A 17,494-nucleotide genomic window follows, 5' to 3' on the forward strand; every position below is an offset into this window, starting at 1 on the left:
GTCATTCTCAGATGTCCCTGAGTATGACCGTTTTTTATACATAAACACTTTCTTAAAATGTGACTTCATCTTGTTTTCTAAAATTAGATTCAGTTATAATAGCATTAAGCGATGATGGACGGGCTTGAGACTAGGAGGATAAGAATTTTGAAAAAGAAAAATACAGAGAACGTAAGAATTATTGCACTCGGAGGCGTTGGAGAAATCGGAAAAAACCTATATGTCATTGAGATTGATTCGGACATATATGTAGTAGATGCAGGTTTAATGCATCCAGAAAATGAAATGCTGGGCATTGACGTCGTCATTCCTGATATCTCTTATTTAACAGAGCGTGCTGATCGGGTGAAAGCAATTTTTCTTACCCACGGACATGATGAAGCAATCGGAGGCGTATTCCATTGCTTGAGCAAATTGTCTGTACCAGTCTACGGAACGAAGCTGACCCTTGCGTTACTTCGAGAAAAATTAAAGCAGTATGGCTTCAATCAAAAAGCTGATTTGCGTGAGGTACATGCAAAATCAGTTATTACTTTTGAAACAACAAAAGTATCGTTCTTTAGAACGAATCACAGCATTCCTGATTCAGTTGGGATCAGCTTCAAAACCTCTCTTGGTTCAATCGTATGCACAGGTGATTTTAAATTTGATCAAACCCCAGCGCTTAACCAAGCCTGTGACATCGGAGAGATTGCGAAAATTGGAAACAACGGCGTTTTAGCACTACTTTCAGACAGTGCAAATGCGGAAAAACCAGGCTATACACCTTCTGAGGCGCTCGTCCAAGACGAAATCTCAAATGCGATGTACAATGCTGAAAATCGTGTGATTGTTGCTGTGTCTTCATCTAATATTAACCGCGTGCAGCAGATCATTAATGCAACAAATCAAAATGGCCGTAAGCTTGCCGTTGCAGGGAAGAATATGATGACAACCCTTCAGCTGGCGATCAAGCTTGGTTATGTTACAGCAGACGAAGAATTATTTGTACCCGTTCAAGAAGTGAAGAAAATGGCGAAAAACGACGTGGTCATCCTGACCGCTGGAAGCCACGGAGAGCCGCTTGCTGCTTTAACAAAAATGGCGAAGCAAAATCACAAACAGCTTCATATTGAAAAAGATGACACGGTTGTGATTGCATCTACACCTCTTCCTGGACAAGAACTCACATACTCTAAAACAGTGGATTTCCTTACAAGGAGCGGAGCACAAGTCATTTTTGCGCAAAAACGTGTACATGTATCTGGACATGGGTGCCAAGAAGAGTTAAAGCTGATGCTGAACTTACTAAAACCGAAGTATTTAATTCCGGTGAATGGCGAATATCGTATGCAAAAAGCACATTCTCGTATTGCTGAAGAAGTAGGTATGAAACGCAGTGACATTTTCTTGATTGATAAAGGAGATGTTGTTGAGTTTAGAGGACAGAACGTCAAAATCGGTGAAAAAGTTCATCAAGGAAACATTTTGATCGATGGTCTTGGCGTTGGTGATATCGGAAACATCGTGTTACGCGATAGACGTCTATTGTCTCAAGACGGTATCTTGATTGTTGTCATTACGCTCGATAAACAAAAGAAACAATTAATTTCTGGACCTGAAATCATCACAAGAGGATTTGTCTATGTAAGAGAATCCGAAGAGCTGATTGTGAAAGCAACAGAAATGGTCAAAGAGATTGTCAAAGAGCAAACGGAAAACTCAATTGTTGAATGGTCAACATTGAAACAATCCATGCGCGATGTGCTAAATCAATTCCTATATGAAAAAACAAAACGTAAGCCGATGATCATTCCAATTATTATGGAAGTGTGATGATAAAGCCCAAGGAGCATAAGCTCTTTGGGCTTTTTAGATGTGGCATGAGGAATGCGGATGGAATATGCCCTATTTGTTCATAATAGGAGAAGAGTTTGAGGAAAGGATGGAGACAAATGGACGAAAAGAATGAACAGCAGCCTGAGCGAAAGCCAGAAGAAAAAGACAGCATTATGAGCAAAATACAGCAGCTTGGTGAAACAGCCGTTCCGCAGCTGCCGCAAGATACAAATATCCATTGCCTCACCATTATTGGACAAATTGAAGGCCACATGCAGCTTCCACCGCAAAATAAAACAACCAAATACGAACATGTCATTCCACAAATCGTAGCTGTTGAACAAAACCCGAAAATAGAAGGTCTTCTGATCATCTTAAATACAGTAGGAGGAGATGTTGAAGCGGGACTCGCGATTGCAGAAATGCTTGCTTCTTTATCGAAACCAACTGTCTCGATTGTGCTTGGCGGCGGCCACTCGATAGGTGTCCCGATTGCTGTATCGTGTGACTATTCGTATATTGCAGAAACAGCCACAATGACCATTCATCCTGTGCGATTAACAGGTCTTGTGATTGGCGTTCCGCAAACCTTTGAATACTTAGATAAAATGCAGGAAAGAGTCATTAACTTTGTCACAAGCCACTCCAACATTACAGAAGAGAAGTTTAAAGAGCTCATGTTCTCAAAGGGCAATTTGACAAGAGACATCGGAACAAATGTCGTTGGTCATGAGGCAGCAGAATACGGACTCATGAATGAAGTGGGCGGTGTAGGACAAGCGATTAAAAAGTTGAACGAACTTATCGGAGACAGGGCATCTCAAAACGAGGGGCTGATCCAATGATTTTATATACGCCTATGCCATATGAAGCCATTTACGCTGAGGAACAGGGAGAACGCAAGCTCCAGCAGGTAAACATTCAAGGTGTGCCAGTGATGGTTGAAATGAAAGAAGATGAAGCAGAAATTGTTCAAGTCATGAGCACCAATCCAATGGATTTTCTCAATCAAGAGCTTGCACCAGGCAAGCGATTGAAGTTACATTTAGGCACCAATCAAACCGACTCATATGAATGATTCTATGCTATAATAAAGGGAAAACTTACAACAAGATGCAGCCAAAACCAGGCTGCTTTCTTTCTGATCTTTCGGTAGGTTATATTTTCTTTCGTAGTAAGGTGATGAGTATGGCTAAAAAGAGAAAACGGAAAATGAGAAAAAAACAAAATAAACAGCTAAAACTGAAATATGAATTAAATGGGTTAGTCTGTATTGCCATAGCGATCATTGCCATTTTACAGCTGGGCGTTGTTGGACAAACCTTTGTACATCTATTCCGATTTTTTGCAGGTGAATGGTTCATTCTCTGCCTTATCGGATTATTTCTTTTTGGTGTGACGATTTTCTGGAAAAAACAAATCCCAGATATTTTAACAAGAAGAAAAGCAGGTCTCTACTGCATCATTGCGAGTATCTTGCTTTTGTCACATGTGAAGCTCTTTCAGCATCTTTCATCTGCTGGTGTCATTGGCTCTCAAAGTGTGATTAGAAATACATTTGAGCTCTTCTTGATGGATATGAAAGGTGAAACAGGATCGCCTGATTTAGGGGGCGGCATGATCGGAGCCGTATTGTTTGCTGCTTCTTATTTCTTATTTGCACAAGCAGGCTCGCAAATCATGGCGATTGTTCTGATGCTGATTGGAATTGTCCTGATTACAAACCGATCCCTTCAGGAAATGGTGAAAAAAGTGACGATTCCTCTATCACAATTTATGGTGAAGCAGTGGAAAGCGTTTGTTGAAGATATGAAAGGAATCAGGCAGGCGAAAAAGAGCGCGTCCTCTCAGAAAACAGGTGAAAAGAAAAAACGTTCACGCATTCAAGAAGAAGAAGACGAGGATGATCTGATCTTGATCGAAGAGGAAACGCCGTCTTCTGATAATAGCCAGCCGATTATTTCAAGCTTTGCAGATAGAGATGACATTCTCACCCCGACGGTTCAAAAAAAGCAGGCGGCAAAAGAGACAGCGCCTCTTCAGGACTCTGTGCAAAGTGCACCAGTTCAATCAGATACAGCCGATGAACCAAAAGAGGCACCGCCGATGACATTTACAGAACTTGAAAACAAAGATTACGAATTGCCGTCACTTGATATTTTGGCAGAGCCCCAGCATTCAGGTCAGCAAACAGATAAGAAAAATATTTATGAAAATGCCAGAAAGCTTGAAAAAACATTTCAAAGCTTTGGTGTGAAAGCAAAAGTCACACAGGTTCATTTAGGTCCAGCTGTGACCAAATATGAAGTATATCCAGATGTTGGTGTGAAGGTCAGCAAAATCGTCAATCTAAGTGATGATTTAGCCCTCGCGCTCGCAGCAAAGGATATTCGAATTGAGGCGCCGATTCCTGGTAAATCAGCCATAGGCATCGAAGTTCCGAATGCAGAAATTGCTATGGTTTCATTAAAAGAGGTATTAGAATCGAAGCAAAATGACCGTCCAAATGCTAAGCTCCTCATTGGACTCGGCCGTAATATCTCGGGTGAAGCTGTGCTTGCTGAAATGAACAAAATGCCGCATTTGCTTGTAGCAGGTTCGACTGGAAGCGGAAAAAGTGTGTGTATCAATGGTATTATCACAAGCATTCTCATGAGAGCGAAGCCTCATGAAGTGAAAATGATGATGATTGATCCGAAAATGGTTGAATTAAATGTGTATAACGGTATTCCGCACCTTTTGGCTCCTGTCGTAACTGACCCTAAGAAAGCCTCGCAGGCACTGAAAAAAGTAGTCAGCGAAATGGAACGCCGCTATGAATTGTTTTCGCATACGGGGACAAGAAATATTGAAGGATACAATGATTACATTAAACGTATGAATCAAACAGAAGATGCTAAACAGCCAGAGCTTCCTTATATTGTTGTCATAGTAGACGAGCTTGCAGATTTAATGATGGTCGCTTCCTCTGATGTGGAAGATTCCATTACAAGACTTTCTCAAATGGCTCGTGCTGCGGGAATTCATTTGATTATCGCCACCCAAAGACCTTCTGTCGATGTCATTACAGGTGTCATTAAAGCCAACATCCCGTCCCGCATTGCCTTTAGCGTATCCTCTCAAACCGATTCAAGGACGATCCTTGATATGGGAGGCGCAGAAAAGCTGCTGGGCAGAGGGGACATGCTGTTTTTACCTGTTGGTGCAAACAAGCCGGTTCGTGTGCAAGGCGCCTTTTTATCAGATGAAGAAGTGGAGCATGTTGTGGATCACGTGATCACACAGCAAAAAGCTCAATACCAAGAGGAAATGATTCCGAGCGAAGAAACGCAGGATCAGCTTGCTGCTGTGGAAGATGATCTGTATGATGAAGCAGTTGAATTGATTATCGGCATGCAGACGGCTTCTGTTTCTATGCTGCAAAGAAGATTCCGCATCGGTTATACCCGGGCGGCACGTCTCATTGACGCAATGGAAGAGCGGGGCGTGGTAGGCCCATATGAAGGAAGTAAACCGAGAGAAGTTCTTCTCTCAAAAGAACAATATGACGAGCTCTCTTCATAATTGAAGAGAGCTTTCCTGAAAAATAGTAAACGATAGTATGATTATGTTAACTGGATGTCAGACTATTTATTTATTTGCAAAAACATGATATAGTTATGTTCAACTTATCTCGGAATAGAGATTTCTCATCTTATCATTTGCATTGATTAGACGGAGGGAAAACATGTCGACCAAAACAGACAATCGCCATTTATATTTGAAAGTGATTGACCGTATAAAAGAAGATATTCAAACAGGTGTATATGCCGAAAAAGAAAAGCTGCCTTCTGAGTTTGAGCTCTCAAAACTTTTAGGTGTGAGCAGAGCGACACTGCGTGAGGCCCTTCGTATATTAGAAGAAGAGAAGTATTTAATTAGAAGGCATGGGGTAGGGACTTTCGTCAATTCAAGACCACTTTTTTCGACAGGCATAGAACAGCTGACAAGTGTCACGAAAATGATTGAGCAGGTCAATATGACGCCTGGCACCATCTTTTTATCCTCGCAAGAAGGGGAGCCAACAGAGAATGATGTCATTCGTTTTCAGTGTGATAAATCTGATGGGATTTTTTCAATGGAACGCGTTCGAACGGCAGATGGGCAGCCAGTTGTTTATTGTTTAGATAAAATTCCGGTCAAACATCTTCCCGCTTCTTTTACACATGAAGAAGAGTCTCTTTTTGAGCTGTTTGGAAGAGAACCGCACAGCGGGATTAAATATGCAGTTGCTGACATTGAACCAATTGGCTACCACGATCAGGTCTCACCGATTCTAGATTGTGACCCTGAAACGGCGTTATTATTACTAAAACAAATGCACTATGATCAGGATGATCAGCCGGTCTTATACTCCCTCAATTATTTTCGAGCGGATAAATTCAGCTTTCATGTCATACGCAAACGATTTTAACAAGCAGTCGCTTCCATAGGCGTCTGCTTTTTGTTTGCCCATACATAATACTCGTCAAACTTGCCACACTAATACGTAACAGTATATAGAATTGGGTGAATGATGTTGGGCGAGAAAACAGTCAGTAAAAAGAATATCATTGCATTATCATCAGTCCCTCTAATCATGACACTAGGGAACTCGATGTTAATACCAGTATTGCCAGAGATAGAAAAGAAACTCTCGATTACTTCCTTTCAAGTCTCTCTCATTATTACGGTATATTCGGTTGTAGCCATCTTATGTATTCCAATCGCCGGTTACTTATCAGACCGGATTGGGCGGAAAAAGGTACTGCTGCCGTGTCTTTTAATCGCCGGACTTGGAGGAGCTGTGGCAGCAGTCGCCTCAACGATCATGAAAGAACCTTATATGTGGATTCTGTTTGGAAGGGTCCTTCAAGGTATTGGTTCAGCTGGAGCCGCACCTGTCGTTATGCCGTTTATTGGAGATTTGTTTCATGATGATGAAGAGGTCAGTGCAGGACTTGGCGCCATTGAAACCTCTAATACAGCAGGTAAGGTACTAAGCCCTATTATTGGGGCACTTCTTGCTTCATGGTTTTGGTTTGTGCCTTTTTGGTTCATCCCGTTCTTTTCGATCATCAGCTTTCTCATGGTACTGTTCATGGTAGAGTCGGCGAAAAAAGAGGAGGACCCGCCTACATTTAAAGAATTTTTAAAATCAACAAAGACCATTTTTAAGCATGAGGGACGCTGGCTTTATGCCATTTTTGCTATTGGCGGTTTTATTATGTTTCTTCTTTTTGGTGTGCTTTTTTACCTATCCGATAACCTAGAGGCGGCTTATCAAATAAAGGGCGTCAAAAAAGGGCTCTTGCTGAGTATTCCGCTCCTTTTTCTATCAATCAGTTCCTACATTGCTGGAAAAACGATTGGAAAAGAAAAAGGAAAAATGAGAATCTTTTTAATTGTAGGGATGGCTTTGTTATCACTTTCTTATATTTTTTTATGGTGGAATCACAGCTTTTACGTATTGTTTATCTGTTTAAGCATTGGCGGAGTGGGCATCGGTATTGTGCTGCCTGCACTTGATGCGCTGATTACAGAAGGAATTGAAAAAGAGCAGTGCGGTACCATTACGTCATTTTATAGCAGTATGCGTTTTATCGGTGTTGCTTTAGGACCTCCGATTTTTGCCTATCTAATGGATAAAGGGGACTCCATTGTTTTTATTCTCTCGACCATTTGCAGTCTCATCTCACTATTTTTGGTCCTCTTTTTCATCCAGCCAGATGAAGAGGATGAGAGTGAACAATTAAAAACGGTTTAAATATAGAAAAAAGATGGTATTTTGCCATCTTTTTTCTTTTTTATAAATTGACATGTAAAATTTTGATAGTTAAACTAATGTATAGTAATATCTTTTAAATTATCCCAAATTGGAGGTGTTCAAAAACATTCATTTTCTGTCTTTCTTTAGGCAGAAATTGAGCTCGCGTGCTGATGATGGAGATATGCTTCTTCAACACGAAAGGACAATTGAATAGGTCATCCTGCCATTTGAAGGAGACGCAGTCAGCACTTCAGACACGCTCACATACAGCAAATTGATTGAAGAAGTAGAAGGAGCTTGAAGCAGCTATGTTGCAAATAATTAAAGCAAGATGGATTGTATTAGTGGTGTGGATGATAACAGCTGTGATTCTGTTTATTACTGCGCCCGATTTAGAGGAATTAACAAGAGAAAAAGGGCAATTAAAGGTTCCGGAGGGGACACCAACAGCTGAAGCACTTCACCTATTGGATAAGCTGTCAGATAAGAACGGGAAGAAAGATACAGGTGTGCTTGTATTCTCCGAACAACATCTGTTCCCTGCGAAAGAGCAGGAATTAAAAAAGGCTTTAGCTGCACTCATGTCAAATGCCCCAGAACTCCACATTGACGGAATTACTTCGTATTTTCATGTAGATCCGGACATTCAAAAACAACTTTTATCAAAGGATAAAAGTACACTTCTTGTTCCATTCAAATTCGACCACTACGAAACAAAAGCTGTGAAGATTAAAGAACAAATTGAGGAAGTTTTAAAGCACTATCATGTCTCATATGAAATAACGGGTCAAAAGTTTGTGGATTCAGATGTCATTCAAAGCTCTCAACAAGGTCTGAAGAAAACCGAACTTATCACGATGATTTTTATTTTCTTTATTTTAATTATTGTTTTCAGATCGATATTGGCACCTGTTGTTCCGCTCATTACGATAGGCATTTCTTACGCTGTCAGCCGGTGTATTGTGGCTTTTCTCGTAGAATATACACAATTTCCTCTATCTAATTTTACTCAGATTTTTATGGTAGCCATTATGTTCGGTATCGGAACGGATTATTGCATCCTGCTGTTAAGCCGTTTTAAAGAGGAGATCGGTCAAGGCCGTGATGTCAAAGAGTCGATTATCGTCACGTATCAATGTGCAGGGAAAACGGTATTTTTCAGCGGCTTAGCCGTGTTAGTCGGCTTCTCAAGTATTGGATTTGCTAAATTCCAATTGTATCAATCAGCCGTTAGTGTTGCCGTTGGAGTAGGCATTCTGCTGATTGCCCTTGTCACCATCGTTCCCTTTTTTATGTCTGTTTTCGGAAAATCTCTATTCTGGCCATCTAAAAGAGAAAACATTCGGCACCCGCAAAGTAAAATGTGGGAATGGGCTGGGCGTTTTTCATTTAAAAGGCCGCTGATCAGCTTAGGGTTAGTCGCTCTTATTACGGTACCTCCTATTCTGATGTACGACGGGACCCTATCTTATAACAGTTTAAATGAAATTGGGAATAAATATGAGTCGGTGTCTGCATTTAATACGATATCAGAGCAATTTGGCTTTGGTGAAGCGCTGCCGCTGAATGTGCTTGTCGAAAATGATGATAAGCTAGATAATCAAGAAAAGATTGTCATGATTGAAAAACTGACTCGTAAATTAAATGACATTGACGAAGTCAAAACAGTCCGCAGTGTCACGCGTCCTGTTGGGGACGGGCTGAGCCAGCTTTATGTCACCTCTCAAGCGAAAGAGCTGGGAGGAGAACTTGGCAAAGGCCATGAAGGAATCGGGAAAATTTCAGATGGCTTGACCGAAACAAACCTCGCTCTTCTCAAACAAAAACCAAAAATTGAAGAATCCGCTCAAGGCATTGACCAGCTGATTGATGGAACAAAAGCAATCAAAAGCGGTGTCGGAGAAGTCAGGGAATCGCTAATCTCTTTAGAAGATGGGGTGAGACGCAGTAAGGAAGGCGTCGGCACCATTCGAAGTAAAATCAAAAAAGCGAAAAAAGAATTAGAGCAAGAATATCGCAGCAGCGAAACGATGATTCAAGAGCTAGAGCGTGTGGTGAATACACTTGAACGCCATGCAAAATCGAATCAGCAGCTGATGACAACCATTAAGAAAGTAAAAGCATCCTATGAAAATCTATCATTTGAAGCACTAGAAAATCGTCTTCCAGAAGTAAAAGACATGGATGAATATAAAGAAATCAAGAAAGTATTCAAAGAAACAAAAGGAATGCTTGATCAAGCAGGGGATCAAATGAGTGTATATGAAGAGGAAGCCGCTCATTTTAAGCAAAAGATCAAGCAGGCAGATCAAGTGATTCAAACCTTATCAAGCAAGCAAAAAGAAGTAAAACGCCAAGTGCAAGCGCTCATGGACGGGCTTGATCAAATTTATGACGGCCTTGACCAAACAAATGAGGGCCAAAAACAATTGATTAAAGAAATGCCTAAAATCGAAGATGGTGCAGATCAGCTGACAGAAGGCCAAAAAGCCATCAAAAAAGGATTTAGCCAGCTTTCATCGAAACTTACGTTATTAACAGATGGATTAGATGAAAGTATTGAAGGGCTTGAGCAGGTCAAAAGCGGCTTCACCGAGGCTGACGGCTACTTAAAGCAGCTTCAGCAAGCGCCAGATGAAGAAGTAACGGGCTGGTTTATTCCAGAAGAAGTGCTGAAACGCCAAGAATTTAAGCAAATCTTTCATACGTATATGTCTCCAGATCGTAAATTAACGACTTTTGAAGTCATCTTAAATGTGAATCCATACAGCAATGAAGCGATGAAAGGTGTCGCGAAAATTGAGGAAACCCTTGATCAATATTTACCTGTAAGTGGACTCAAAAATGCCAAATACGGGGTATCTGGTATCTCAAGCTTAAATGTGGACTTAAAAGAAACGTCTGACGGTGACTTTATTCGAACTGTTATCTTCATGTTAATTGGTATTTTTATTATTTTAATTATTTTATTACGGTCAATCGTCATGCCGATATACTTAACACTTTCACTGATTTTAACGTATTTTACATCAATCGGTTTAACAGAATGGATCTTTAAAACATTTTTTGGCTACGATGGTGTCAGCTGGGCTGTCCCATTTTTCAGCTTTGTCATTCTTGTGACGCTCGGGATCGATTATTCCATCTTCCTCATGGATCGTTTTAATGAATGGAAGGGAGAGCATGTACAAGCATCGATGATATCAGCGATGAGAAATATGGGTTCTGTCATTATTTCTGCAGTGGCCATTTTAGCAGGTACGTTCGCTGCTATGCTGCCATCAGGAGTATTATCGCTTGTTGAAATTGCAACGGTCGTACTCATTGGACTTTTATTATATGCTTTTGTTGTATTGCCCCTCTTTATTCCGGTCATGGTTCGTATTTTTGGTAAATGGAATTGGTGGCCGTTTAGAATGAAATAACGACTGGCGTCTCTGCTATGAGCAGAGGCGTTTTTATTTCCTATCCTTTCCTCTGATTGATATAATGTCTATTAAATGGCTGTTTCACGTATATATCAGCCATGTTCTAATACATAATAAATAGGATGAACAAAGGAGGTTTCTCATGACGTACTTACAAGAGAAGACACTGGACACACCCGGTCTTCATACTCATATTGTCAAAACAGAAAAATTCAAAACCGTGACAATCCTTTTTAAAATGCTTGCACCGCTATCCAAAGATGACGTCACCATGCGTTCTCTTTTCCCGCATGTGCTGTTAAGAGGAACAGAAAAGATGCCCAAAACAGGCGCACTGCGTGCCTATTTTGATGAGCTCTATGGAGCAACCGTTTCGGCAGACATGGCAAAAAAAGGTGAGAATCACATCATTACCTTCCGCCTAGAAATGGCGAATGAAAAATATTTAAAGGATCAAACTCCTTTACTAGAAAAAGGGATTTCCTTACTATCCGACCTATTATTCCACCCGTATGTTGAAGATGGGGTGTTTAGTCAATTATATGTGGATCAAGAAAAACGCACTTTAAAACAGCGAATTCAGGCAGTTTATGATGACAAAATGCGTTATTCGAACTTAAGACTCGTGCAGGAAATGTGTAAAGGAGAACCATATGCACTGCACGTCAATGGTGAAATGGAAGACATTGACGCCATCACAGCTCACTCGCTCTTTGAAGCTTATGAGCATGCGCTTCAATCAAACCAGCTTGATCTTTATGTTGTCGGAGATGTTGACGAAGAAGACATCAGCCGAATGGTCTCCCAGTACTTTAAAACAAGTGAAAGAGAACCAGTCAAAAAGCAGACTGAATCAGCAAGACCTCAAAATGAACCAAAAGAAGTCATTGATGAAGAGGACGTGAAACAAGGCAAGCTGAATATCGGCTTTCGCACACATACAACGATTGCAGATAAAGATTATCCGGCACTGCATTTGTTTAATGGCATATTCGGCGGTTTCTCGCATTCTAAGCTTTTCATTAATGTTCGGGAAAAAGCAAGTCTTGCGTACTATGCTGTGTCTAGACTTGAGAGCTTTAAAGGCTTGATGATGGTGATGTCAGGAATTGAAGTCGGCAACTACCAGCAGGCAGTGGACATCATCAAAGAACAATTTGAAGCGATGCAAAAAGGTGATTTTTCAGATGAAGCAATTGATCAAACAAAAGCAGTCGTCAAAAACCAGCTGCTTGAAACGATCGATACGTCTTATGGAACAGCAGAATATTTGTATCAGCATGCCGTTGTGCCAACTGGGGAAACCCTTGATTCCTTTTTAGAAGCATTAGACCGAGTGACAAAAGAGGACATCATCAAAGTGGGTCAGAAAATCGAATGGGATACGACCTATTTTCTTAAAGGAACGGAGGGTGCTTCATGACAGTGAAAACAATTCAATTCGATCAGCTGCAAGAAACGGTCTATCACGAAAAAATGGAAAGCGGACTTGACGTCTATGTGCTGCCAAAGCAAGGGTTTAACAAAACCTATGCGACCTTTACAACAAAATATGGCTCTGTCGATAACGAATTTGTGCCGCTTGGAAAAGAAGACATGATTCGAGTGCCTGATGGAATTGCCCATTTCTTAGAGCATAAGCTGTTTGAAAAAGAAGATGGAGATGTGTTTCATACTTTTAGTAAACAAGGAGCATCCGCAAACGCTTTTACAACGTTTACAAGAACGGCTTATTTGTTCTCAAGCACTTCAAATGTCGAACAAAACCTTGAGACACTCATTGATTTTGTTCAAGAGCCTTATTTTACTGAAAAAACAGTCGAAAAAGAAAAGGGCATCATTGGTCAAGAGATTAACATGTATGATGACAATCCGGACTGGCGTTTATTCTTTGGTCTGATTGAAAATTTATATCAAGAGCATCCTGTGAGAATAGATATTGCTGGAACAGTAGAGAGCATTGCCCCTATTACAAAAGATCATTTATATGAATGCTATGAAACGTTCTATCACCCGAGCAATATGCTTCTATTCGTTGTCGGTCCTGTTGATCCGAAGCAAATTTTAGATCAAGTCAGAGCGAATCAGGCGAAAAAGCCATTTACAGACCAGCCGGAGATCAAACGAAAAGACATCAATGAGCCTGAAGGTGTATACCGGAAAGAATACGAACTTCCAATGAACGTACAAGGCTCTAAATGTATGTTCGGTTTGAAAACAAAGAATCCGCATAAAAAAGGAAATCAGCTGCTAAAGCATGAGCTTGGGATGAATCTCATTTTAGAGACGCTGTTTGGCAAAAGCTCCTTACAATATGAACAGATGTATGAAAAGGGCTTAATTGATGAAACATTCAGCTACGATTATACCGAAGAAGGCGGTTTTGGCTTCACTTCAGTTGGAGGGGATACAAATGATCCTGATCAACTCGCAAAAGTATTAAAAGAAACCCTTCTTCAAGCAAAAAGCCTCATGACAGAAGAGAAAATTGAGCTTGCACGCAAGAAAAAAATCGGCAGCTTTTTAAAAGCCATGAATTCTCCAGAATACATCGCGAACCAATTTACTCGATATGCATTCTTAGACATGAGCTTATTTGATGTCGTCACAATGCTGGAACAAATTCAATTAGCTGATATTCAGCAAATTTTAGATGAAGAAATTGATGAAGAACGGATGTCTGTTTTCAAAGTCGTCCCAAAAACAAAATAAATTTAAAAAGACAAACTCATATCGGCAGAGTTTGTCTTTTTTATGTTCATTGAAAAAGCCGCTTTATTTACGAGGATATTCATTGACATTTGTTTTGGATATTAGTTAAACTCTTTAATAGTTAAACACTTAAACTAAAAAGGAGCAGCGTATGGAACAAAATAAAATTGCCCAGCTCATCCAGAGGTATGCAGATGTCTATCTCTGGATGGAGAAAAAAGTCTCGAGTATGATCACCGAAAAGCTTGATAAAGAGCTGACACTTGATCAATATTACTCGCTTCGATACATCAATTTACATCCAGGGTGTACATCTACGGACCTTGCTTATGTATGTAATGTAAACAAAAGTGCTGTAACATCCATGACCAACCGTCTTTTTACGAAAAACTATATTTTTCGTGAACATGATCAAGCTGACAGAAGGAATGTTCACCTGTACGTCACGCCAGAGGGCAAAGAAGTGGTCAGCCGAATGGAAAAGCAGCTTCAAGACTTAGTTCGGTCTTATTTTGAAAAGCTTGAAGAAAAAGAAATGGAATCATTTATTCAAACATATGAAAAGATCTATCAAGTGATCATCGAAGAGGAGGCACAAAGTTCTAATGAGAGCAATCATAAAGGGTAGATGGCTGATCACGATCCTGTGGGTCGTATTAGCGGCAGTGTTACTCATCACCGCTCCTAATATGGCGCAATTAACAAAAGAAAAGGGGCAAATTTCTGTACCAGACGGCTATCCGTCCTCATATGCCAATCAGTTATTAAAGAAAATGTCTGAAAACGGCGATACAGAAAAATCAATCGTCATTGTCTTTCAAGAAAAGAACATTGTGAAAGAAAGAGAAACATCTTTAAAAAAGGCAATGGATATTTTAGAAAAGGATCAAGATCTCCACATAGAGGACATTACTTCTTACTTTGAAGCCAATAAAGATATCAAAAAACAAATGCTCTCTAAAGATCAAACGACACTCCTTGTTCCAGTTACATACGACTCAAACAAAATCAAAGCGTCCGATTTTAAAGAAAGAGTCAATGAAAAGCTGAAAAGCTTAAATCTGAAATTTGAAATGACAGGGCAGCCGTTAATTGATGATGATGTTATTACAAGTTCGCAGGAAGGCCTGAAGAAAACAGAATTCATTACGATTGGGTTTATTCTCGTTGTCCTTATTCTTGTCTTTCGGTCAGCTGTGGCGCCTTTCGTTCCGTTAGTCGCAGTGGCACTGTCTTACTTGGTGAGTCAATCAATCGTAGCTTATTTAGTGAAATATGTAGACTTTCCGCTCTCGACCTTTACTCAGATCTTTATGGTCGCGATCATGTTTGGAATTGGAACGGACTACTGCATACTGCTTCTCAGCCGTTTTAAGGAAGAGATCGCACACGGTAAAGATAAAATTGAGGCGATTCTGATTACGTATAAAACAGCAGGAAAGACCGTCTTATTCAGCGGAATTGCGGTTCTGATCGGTTTTACATGTATTGGCTTGGCACAATTCCAGCTTTATAAATCAGCAGTAGCAGTAGCAGTTGGGGTTGCTGTGCTCATTGTGGCTCTTCTCACGATTGTGCCGTTCTTTATGGCAGTTTTAGGAAAGGTGTTATTTTGGCCGATTAAAGGCGATATTGCCCACCCGCAGTCAAAAATGTGGGAAACAGCAGGCCGTTTTTCATTTAAGAAACCGCTTTTCAGTTTATTAATTGTAGGAATCATTACGCTTCCGCCAATTCTCATGTATAAAGGAACTCTTTCTTATAACAGCTTAGATGAAATTGGTAATAAATACGAATCGGTTAACGCATTCAATACCATTTCTGATAAGTTTGGACCGGGTGAAGCACTTCCGGCAACAGTGGTTGTGAAATCATCTGACCTTTTAGACAACAATGAAGGGCTGATTGCCATTGAAAAACTCAGCCGTGCAATTGAACAAACAGATGGCGTCAGCAAAGTCAGAAGTGCCACTCGTCCTGTCGGTAAAGGGCTGAGTGATCTGTACGTAAAATCACAAGCCAAAGAACTGAACACAGGACTTGATAAAAGCAATGAAGGCTTGAAAAACATCCAAGATGCACTGACGACAATGAGTCAATCCATTGAGGATCAAACGCCGCAAATCAAATCATCAGGAAAAGGCATTAACAAATTGATTTCTGGTACAGAATCTGTGCAAACAGGGATTCAAAATGTTGAAAAATCCTTAAGAAAATTGCAAAACGGCATCGACCAAAATAAAAAAGGTGTAGCAGCCATTAAAGATGAAATCAAAGGTGCAAAAAAGGAATTAATGGCTCAAGTCGCACAAGTGAATCAGCAAGTCTCACTGTATAAAAGCATTTCCAAAGAATTAAAGGCGGCATTAGCGCAAGTGGATACGTCATCCTCTGCCGCAGCAGATGTAAAAACGTTAATCAAACAAGCAAATACACAATTTAGTACCCTTGAAAAGCAAATCCCGCAGGTAAAAGAAAATCAATCGTATCAAGCGATTAAAGCTTCATACAGTGAACTTTCTGCGACCTTGCAAGAAGGGGCGAAACAGGCAGACAGCTATGCCAAACAAGCGAAAGAAGCTAGAAAGCAGCTTGAAGCGGCTGATGCCTTTATCGCAAAAGCTTCAGAGCAGCAAAAAGTCTTGACGAATCAAATCGATGAACTCATTGCTGGCTTAGATGCAGTTGAAAATGGACTGGATCAAACGTCTAAAGGTCAAGGACAATTAGCTGATAATATGCCAAAGCTTGCAAATGGAGCGGGCGACATCATGAATGGCCAAAAGCAAATGAAAGAAAAGATTGGCGGCTTTGGAGATGATCTAACCAAGCTAACAGACGGCCTGAACAAAAGTGTAAATGGACTGGAGAAAATTTCAAGCGGCTTAATGGGTGCAGGTGACTACTTAGATGAACTGAAAAATGCACCAGATCAAGACATGGCCGGCTGGTTTATTCCAAAAGACGTCTTAAAAAATAAAGCATTCAAGCAAGTATTTGATTCATACATGTCAGATGATCGCAAGATGACAAAAATTGATGTCATTTTAGAGAAAAATCCATATGGAAATGACGCCTTGTCGATAATTAAACAAGTGGAAGCTTCTGTCGAGCGGGCACTTCCTGAAACAAACCTAAAAGATGCGTCATTTGGCGTCTCAGGTGTATCAAGTATGAACGCTGATCTAAAACAGCTGTCAGACCAAGATTTCAATAAGACAGTTCTTTACATGATGATTGGTATTTTCCTTATTTTGGTGATTTTGTTCCGTTCGCTTGTCATGCCGCTTTACTTGGTAGGTTCACTCATATTGACTTACTTTACCGCAATCGGTGTAACTGAATTTATTTTCACCCATTTCTTCGGGTATCCAGGCATTAACTGGGCTGTGCCATTCTTTGGATTTGTCATATTAATGGCGCTCGGAGTCGATTATTCGATTTTCTTAATGGAGCGGTTCAATGAATATAAAACAAAAGACATCCAGTTTGCCATGACTGAATCAATGAAAAATATGGGATCTGTCATTATGTCTGCTGCTGTTATTTTGGCAGGAACATTTGCCGCAATGCTTCCATCCGGTGTGCTGTCTCTCCTGCAGATTGCAACACTTGTCCTCACAGGACTTTTACTGTACGCACTCGTTGTGCTACCATTATTCGTACCTGTGATGGTGAAATTGTTCGGATCAGCCAACTGGTTCCCATTTAAACGAAAAGAATAGGTATTCTATATAGAAAGAAGGAA

At 40.4% G+C, this 17,494-nt stretch carries 11 protein-coding genes; all 11 read left to right on the top strand.

Annotation, left to right across the window (positions count from 1 at the left end; genetic code table 11):
• Positions 1-147: 147 nt before the first annotated feature.
• The 11 genes from rnjB (at position 148) to MHB66_RS08295 (ending at position 17,471) form a co-directional block, all read left to right on the top strand.
• Positions 148-1,815, top strand: a complete 1,668-nt coding sequence (gene rnjB, locus MHB66_RS08245) for a ribonuclease J2 (protein WP_034281883.1) — start codon at positions 148-150, stop codon at positions 1,813-1,815.
• A 119-nt stretch (positions 1,816-1,934) separates the two neighbouring features.
• Positions 1,935-2,663, top strand: a complete 729-nt coding sequence (locus MHB66_RS08250) for a ClpP family protease (protein WP_024424124.1) — start codon at positions 1,935-1,937, stop codon at positions 2,661-2,663.
• On the top strand, positions 2,660-2,896 hold the full coding sequence (locus MHB66_RS08255; protein WP_008344712.1) for a YlzJ-like family protein: 237 nt from the start codon (positions 2,660-2,662) through the stop codon (positions 2,894-2,896). The genes MHB66_RS08250 and MHB66_RS08255 overlap by 4 nt, the downstream gene beginning before the upstream one ends.
• Before the next feature lie 110 nt (positions 2,897-3,006).
• Positions 3,007-5,382 carry a DNA translocase FtsK gene (locus MHB66_RS08260; protein ID WP_046311010.1) on the top strand — a complete coding sequence of 792 codons (2,376 nt, stop codon included), beginning with the start codon at positions 3,007-3,009 and terminating at the stop codon, positions 5,380-5,382.
• 163 nt (positions 5,383-5,545) lie between these two features.
• Positions 5,546-6,271 carry a GntR family transcriptional regulator gene (locus MHB66_RS08265; protein WP_024424122.1) on the top strand — a complete coding sequence of 242 codons (726 nt, stop codon included), beginning with the start codon at positions 5,546-5,548 and terminating at the stop codon, positions 6,269-6,271.
• Positions 6,272-6,370: 99 nt separating this feature from the next.
• Entirely contained in the window at positions 6,371-7,603 is a 1,233-nt protein-coding gene (locus MHB66_RS08270) for an MFS transporter (RefSeq protein ID WP_170825840.1), read from the top strand.
• A 311-nt stretch (positions 7,604-7,914) separates the two neighbouring features.
• A complete protein-coding gene (locus MHB66_RS08275) occupies positions 7,915-11,031 on the top strand; it encodes an MMPL family transporter (RefSeq protein ID WP_046311012.1) in 3,117 nt (1,038 codons plus the stop codon).
• A 145-nt stretch (positions 11,032-11,176) separates the two neighbouring features.
• Entirely contained in the window at positions 11,177-12,457 is a 1,281-nt protein-coding gene (locus MHB66_RS08280) for a pitrilysin family protein (RefSeq protein ID WP_034281889.1), read from the top strand.
• Positions 12,454-13,746, top strand: coding sequence for a pitrilysin family protein (locus MHB66_RS08285; protein WP_025092606.1), 1,293 nt, complete (start codon positions 12,454-12,456; stop codon positions 13,744-13,746). The genes MHB66_RS08280 and MHB66_RS08285 overlap by 4 nt, the downstream gene beginning before the upstream one ends.
• Before the next feature lie 151 nt (positions 13,747-13,897).
• A complete protein-coding gene (locus MHB66_RS08290) occupies positions 13,898-14,374 on the top strand; it encodes a MarR family transcriptional regulator (RefSeq protein ID WP_046311014.1) in 477 nt (158 codons plus the stop codon).
• Positions 14,352-17,471 carry an MMPL family transporter gene (locus MHB66_RS08295; RefSeq protein WP_046311016.1) on the top strand — a complete coding sequence of 1,040 codons (3,120 nt, stop codon included), beginning with the start codon at positions 14,352-14,354 and terminating at the stop codon, positions 17,469-17,471. Before MHB66_RS08290 ends, MHB66_RS08295 begins: the two co-directional genes overlap by 23 nt.
• Positions 17,472-17,494: the final 23 nt, after the last annotated feature.

Origin of the sequence: Bacillus sp. FSL L8-0167 (assembly GCF_038630295.1) — a bacterium.
In the GTDB taxonomy this organism is placed as follows: Bacteria; Bacillota; Bacilli; order Bacillales; family Bacillaceae; genus Bacillus; species Bacillus safensis.

Bases quoted from the DNA above. Each gene is read 5' to 3' on its own strand.
- MHB66_RS08275 (WP_046311012.1), top strand. From the start codon at position 7,915: ATGTTGCAAATAATTAAAGCAAGATGGATTGTATTAGTGGTGTGGATG.
- MHB66_RS08260 (WP_046311010.1), top strand. From the start codon at position 3,007: ATGGCTAAAAAGAGAAAACGGAAAATGAGAAAAAAACAAAATAAACAG.
- MHB66_RS08255 (WP_008344712.1), top strand. From the start codon at position 2,660: ATGATTTTATATACGCCTATGCCATATGAAGCCATTTACGCTGAGGAA.
- MHB66_RS08270 (WP_170825840.1), top strand. From the start codon at position 6,371: ATGATGTTGGGCGAGAAAACAGTCAGTAAAAAGAATATCATTGCATTA.
- MHB66_RS08290 (WP_046311014.1), top strand. From the start codon at position 13,898: ATGGAACAAAATAAAATTGCCCAGCTCATCCAGAGGTATGCAGATGTC.
- MHB66_RS08265 (WP_024424122.1), top strand. From the start codon at position 5,546: ATGTCGACCAAAACAGACAATCGCCATTTATATTTGAAAGTGATTGAC.
- MHB66_RS08250 (WP_024424124.1), top strand. From the start codon at position 1,935: ATGGACGAAAAGAATGAACAGCAGCCTGAGCGAAAGCCAGAAGAAAAA.
- MHB66_RS08280 (WP_034281889.1), top strand. From the start codon at position 11,177: ATGACGTACTTACAAGAGAAGACACTGGACACACCCGGTCTTCATACT.
- MHB66_RS08295 (WP_046311016.1), top strand. From the start codon at position 14,352: ATGAGAGCAATCATAAAGGGTAGATGGCTGATCACGATCCTGTGGGTC.
- MHB66_RS08285 (WP_025092606.1), top strand. From the start codon at position 12,454: ATGACAGTGAAAACAATTCAATTCGATCAGCTGCAAGAAACGGTCTAT.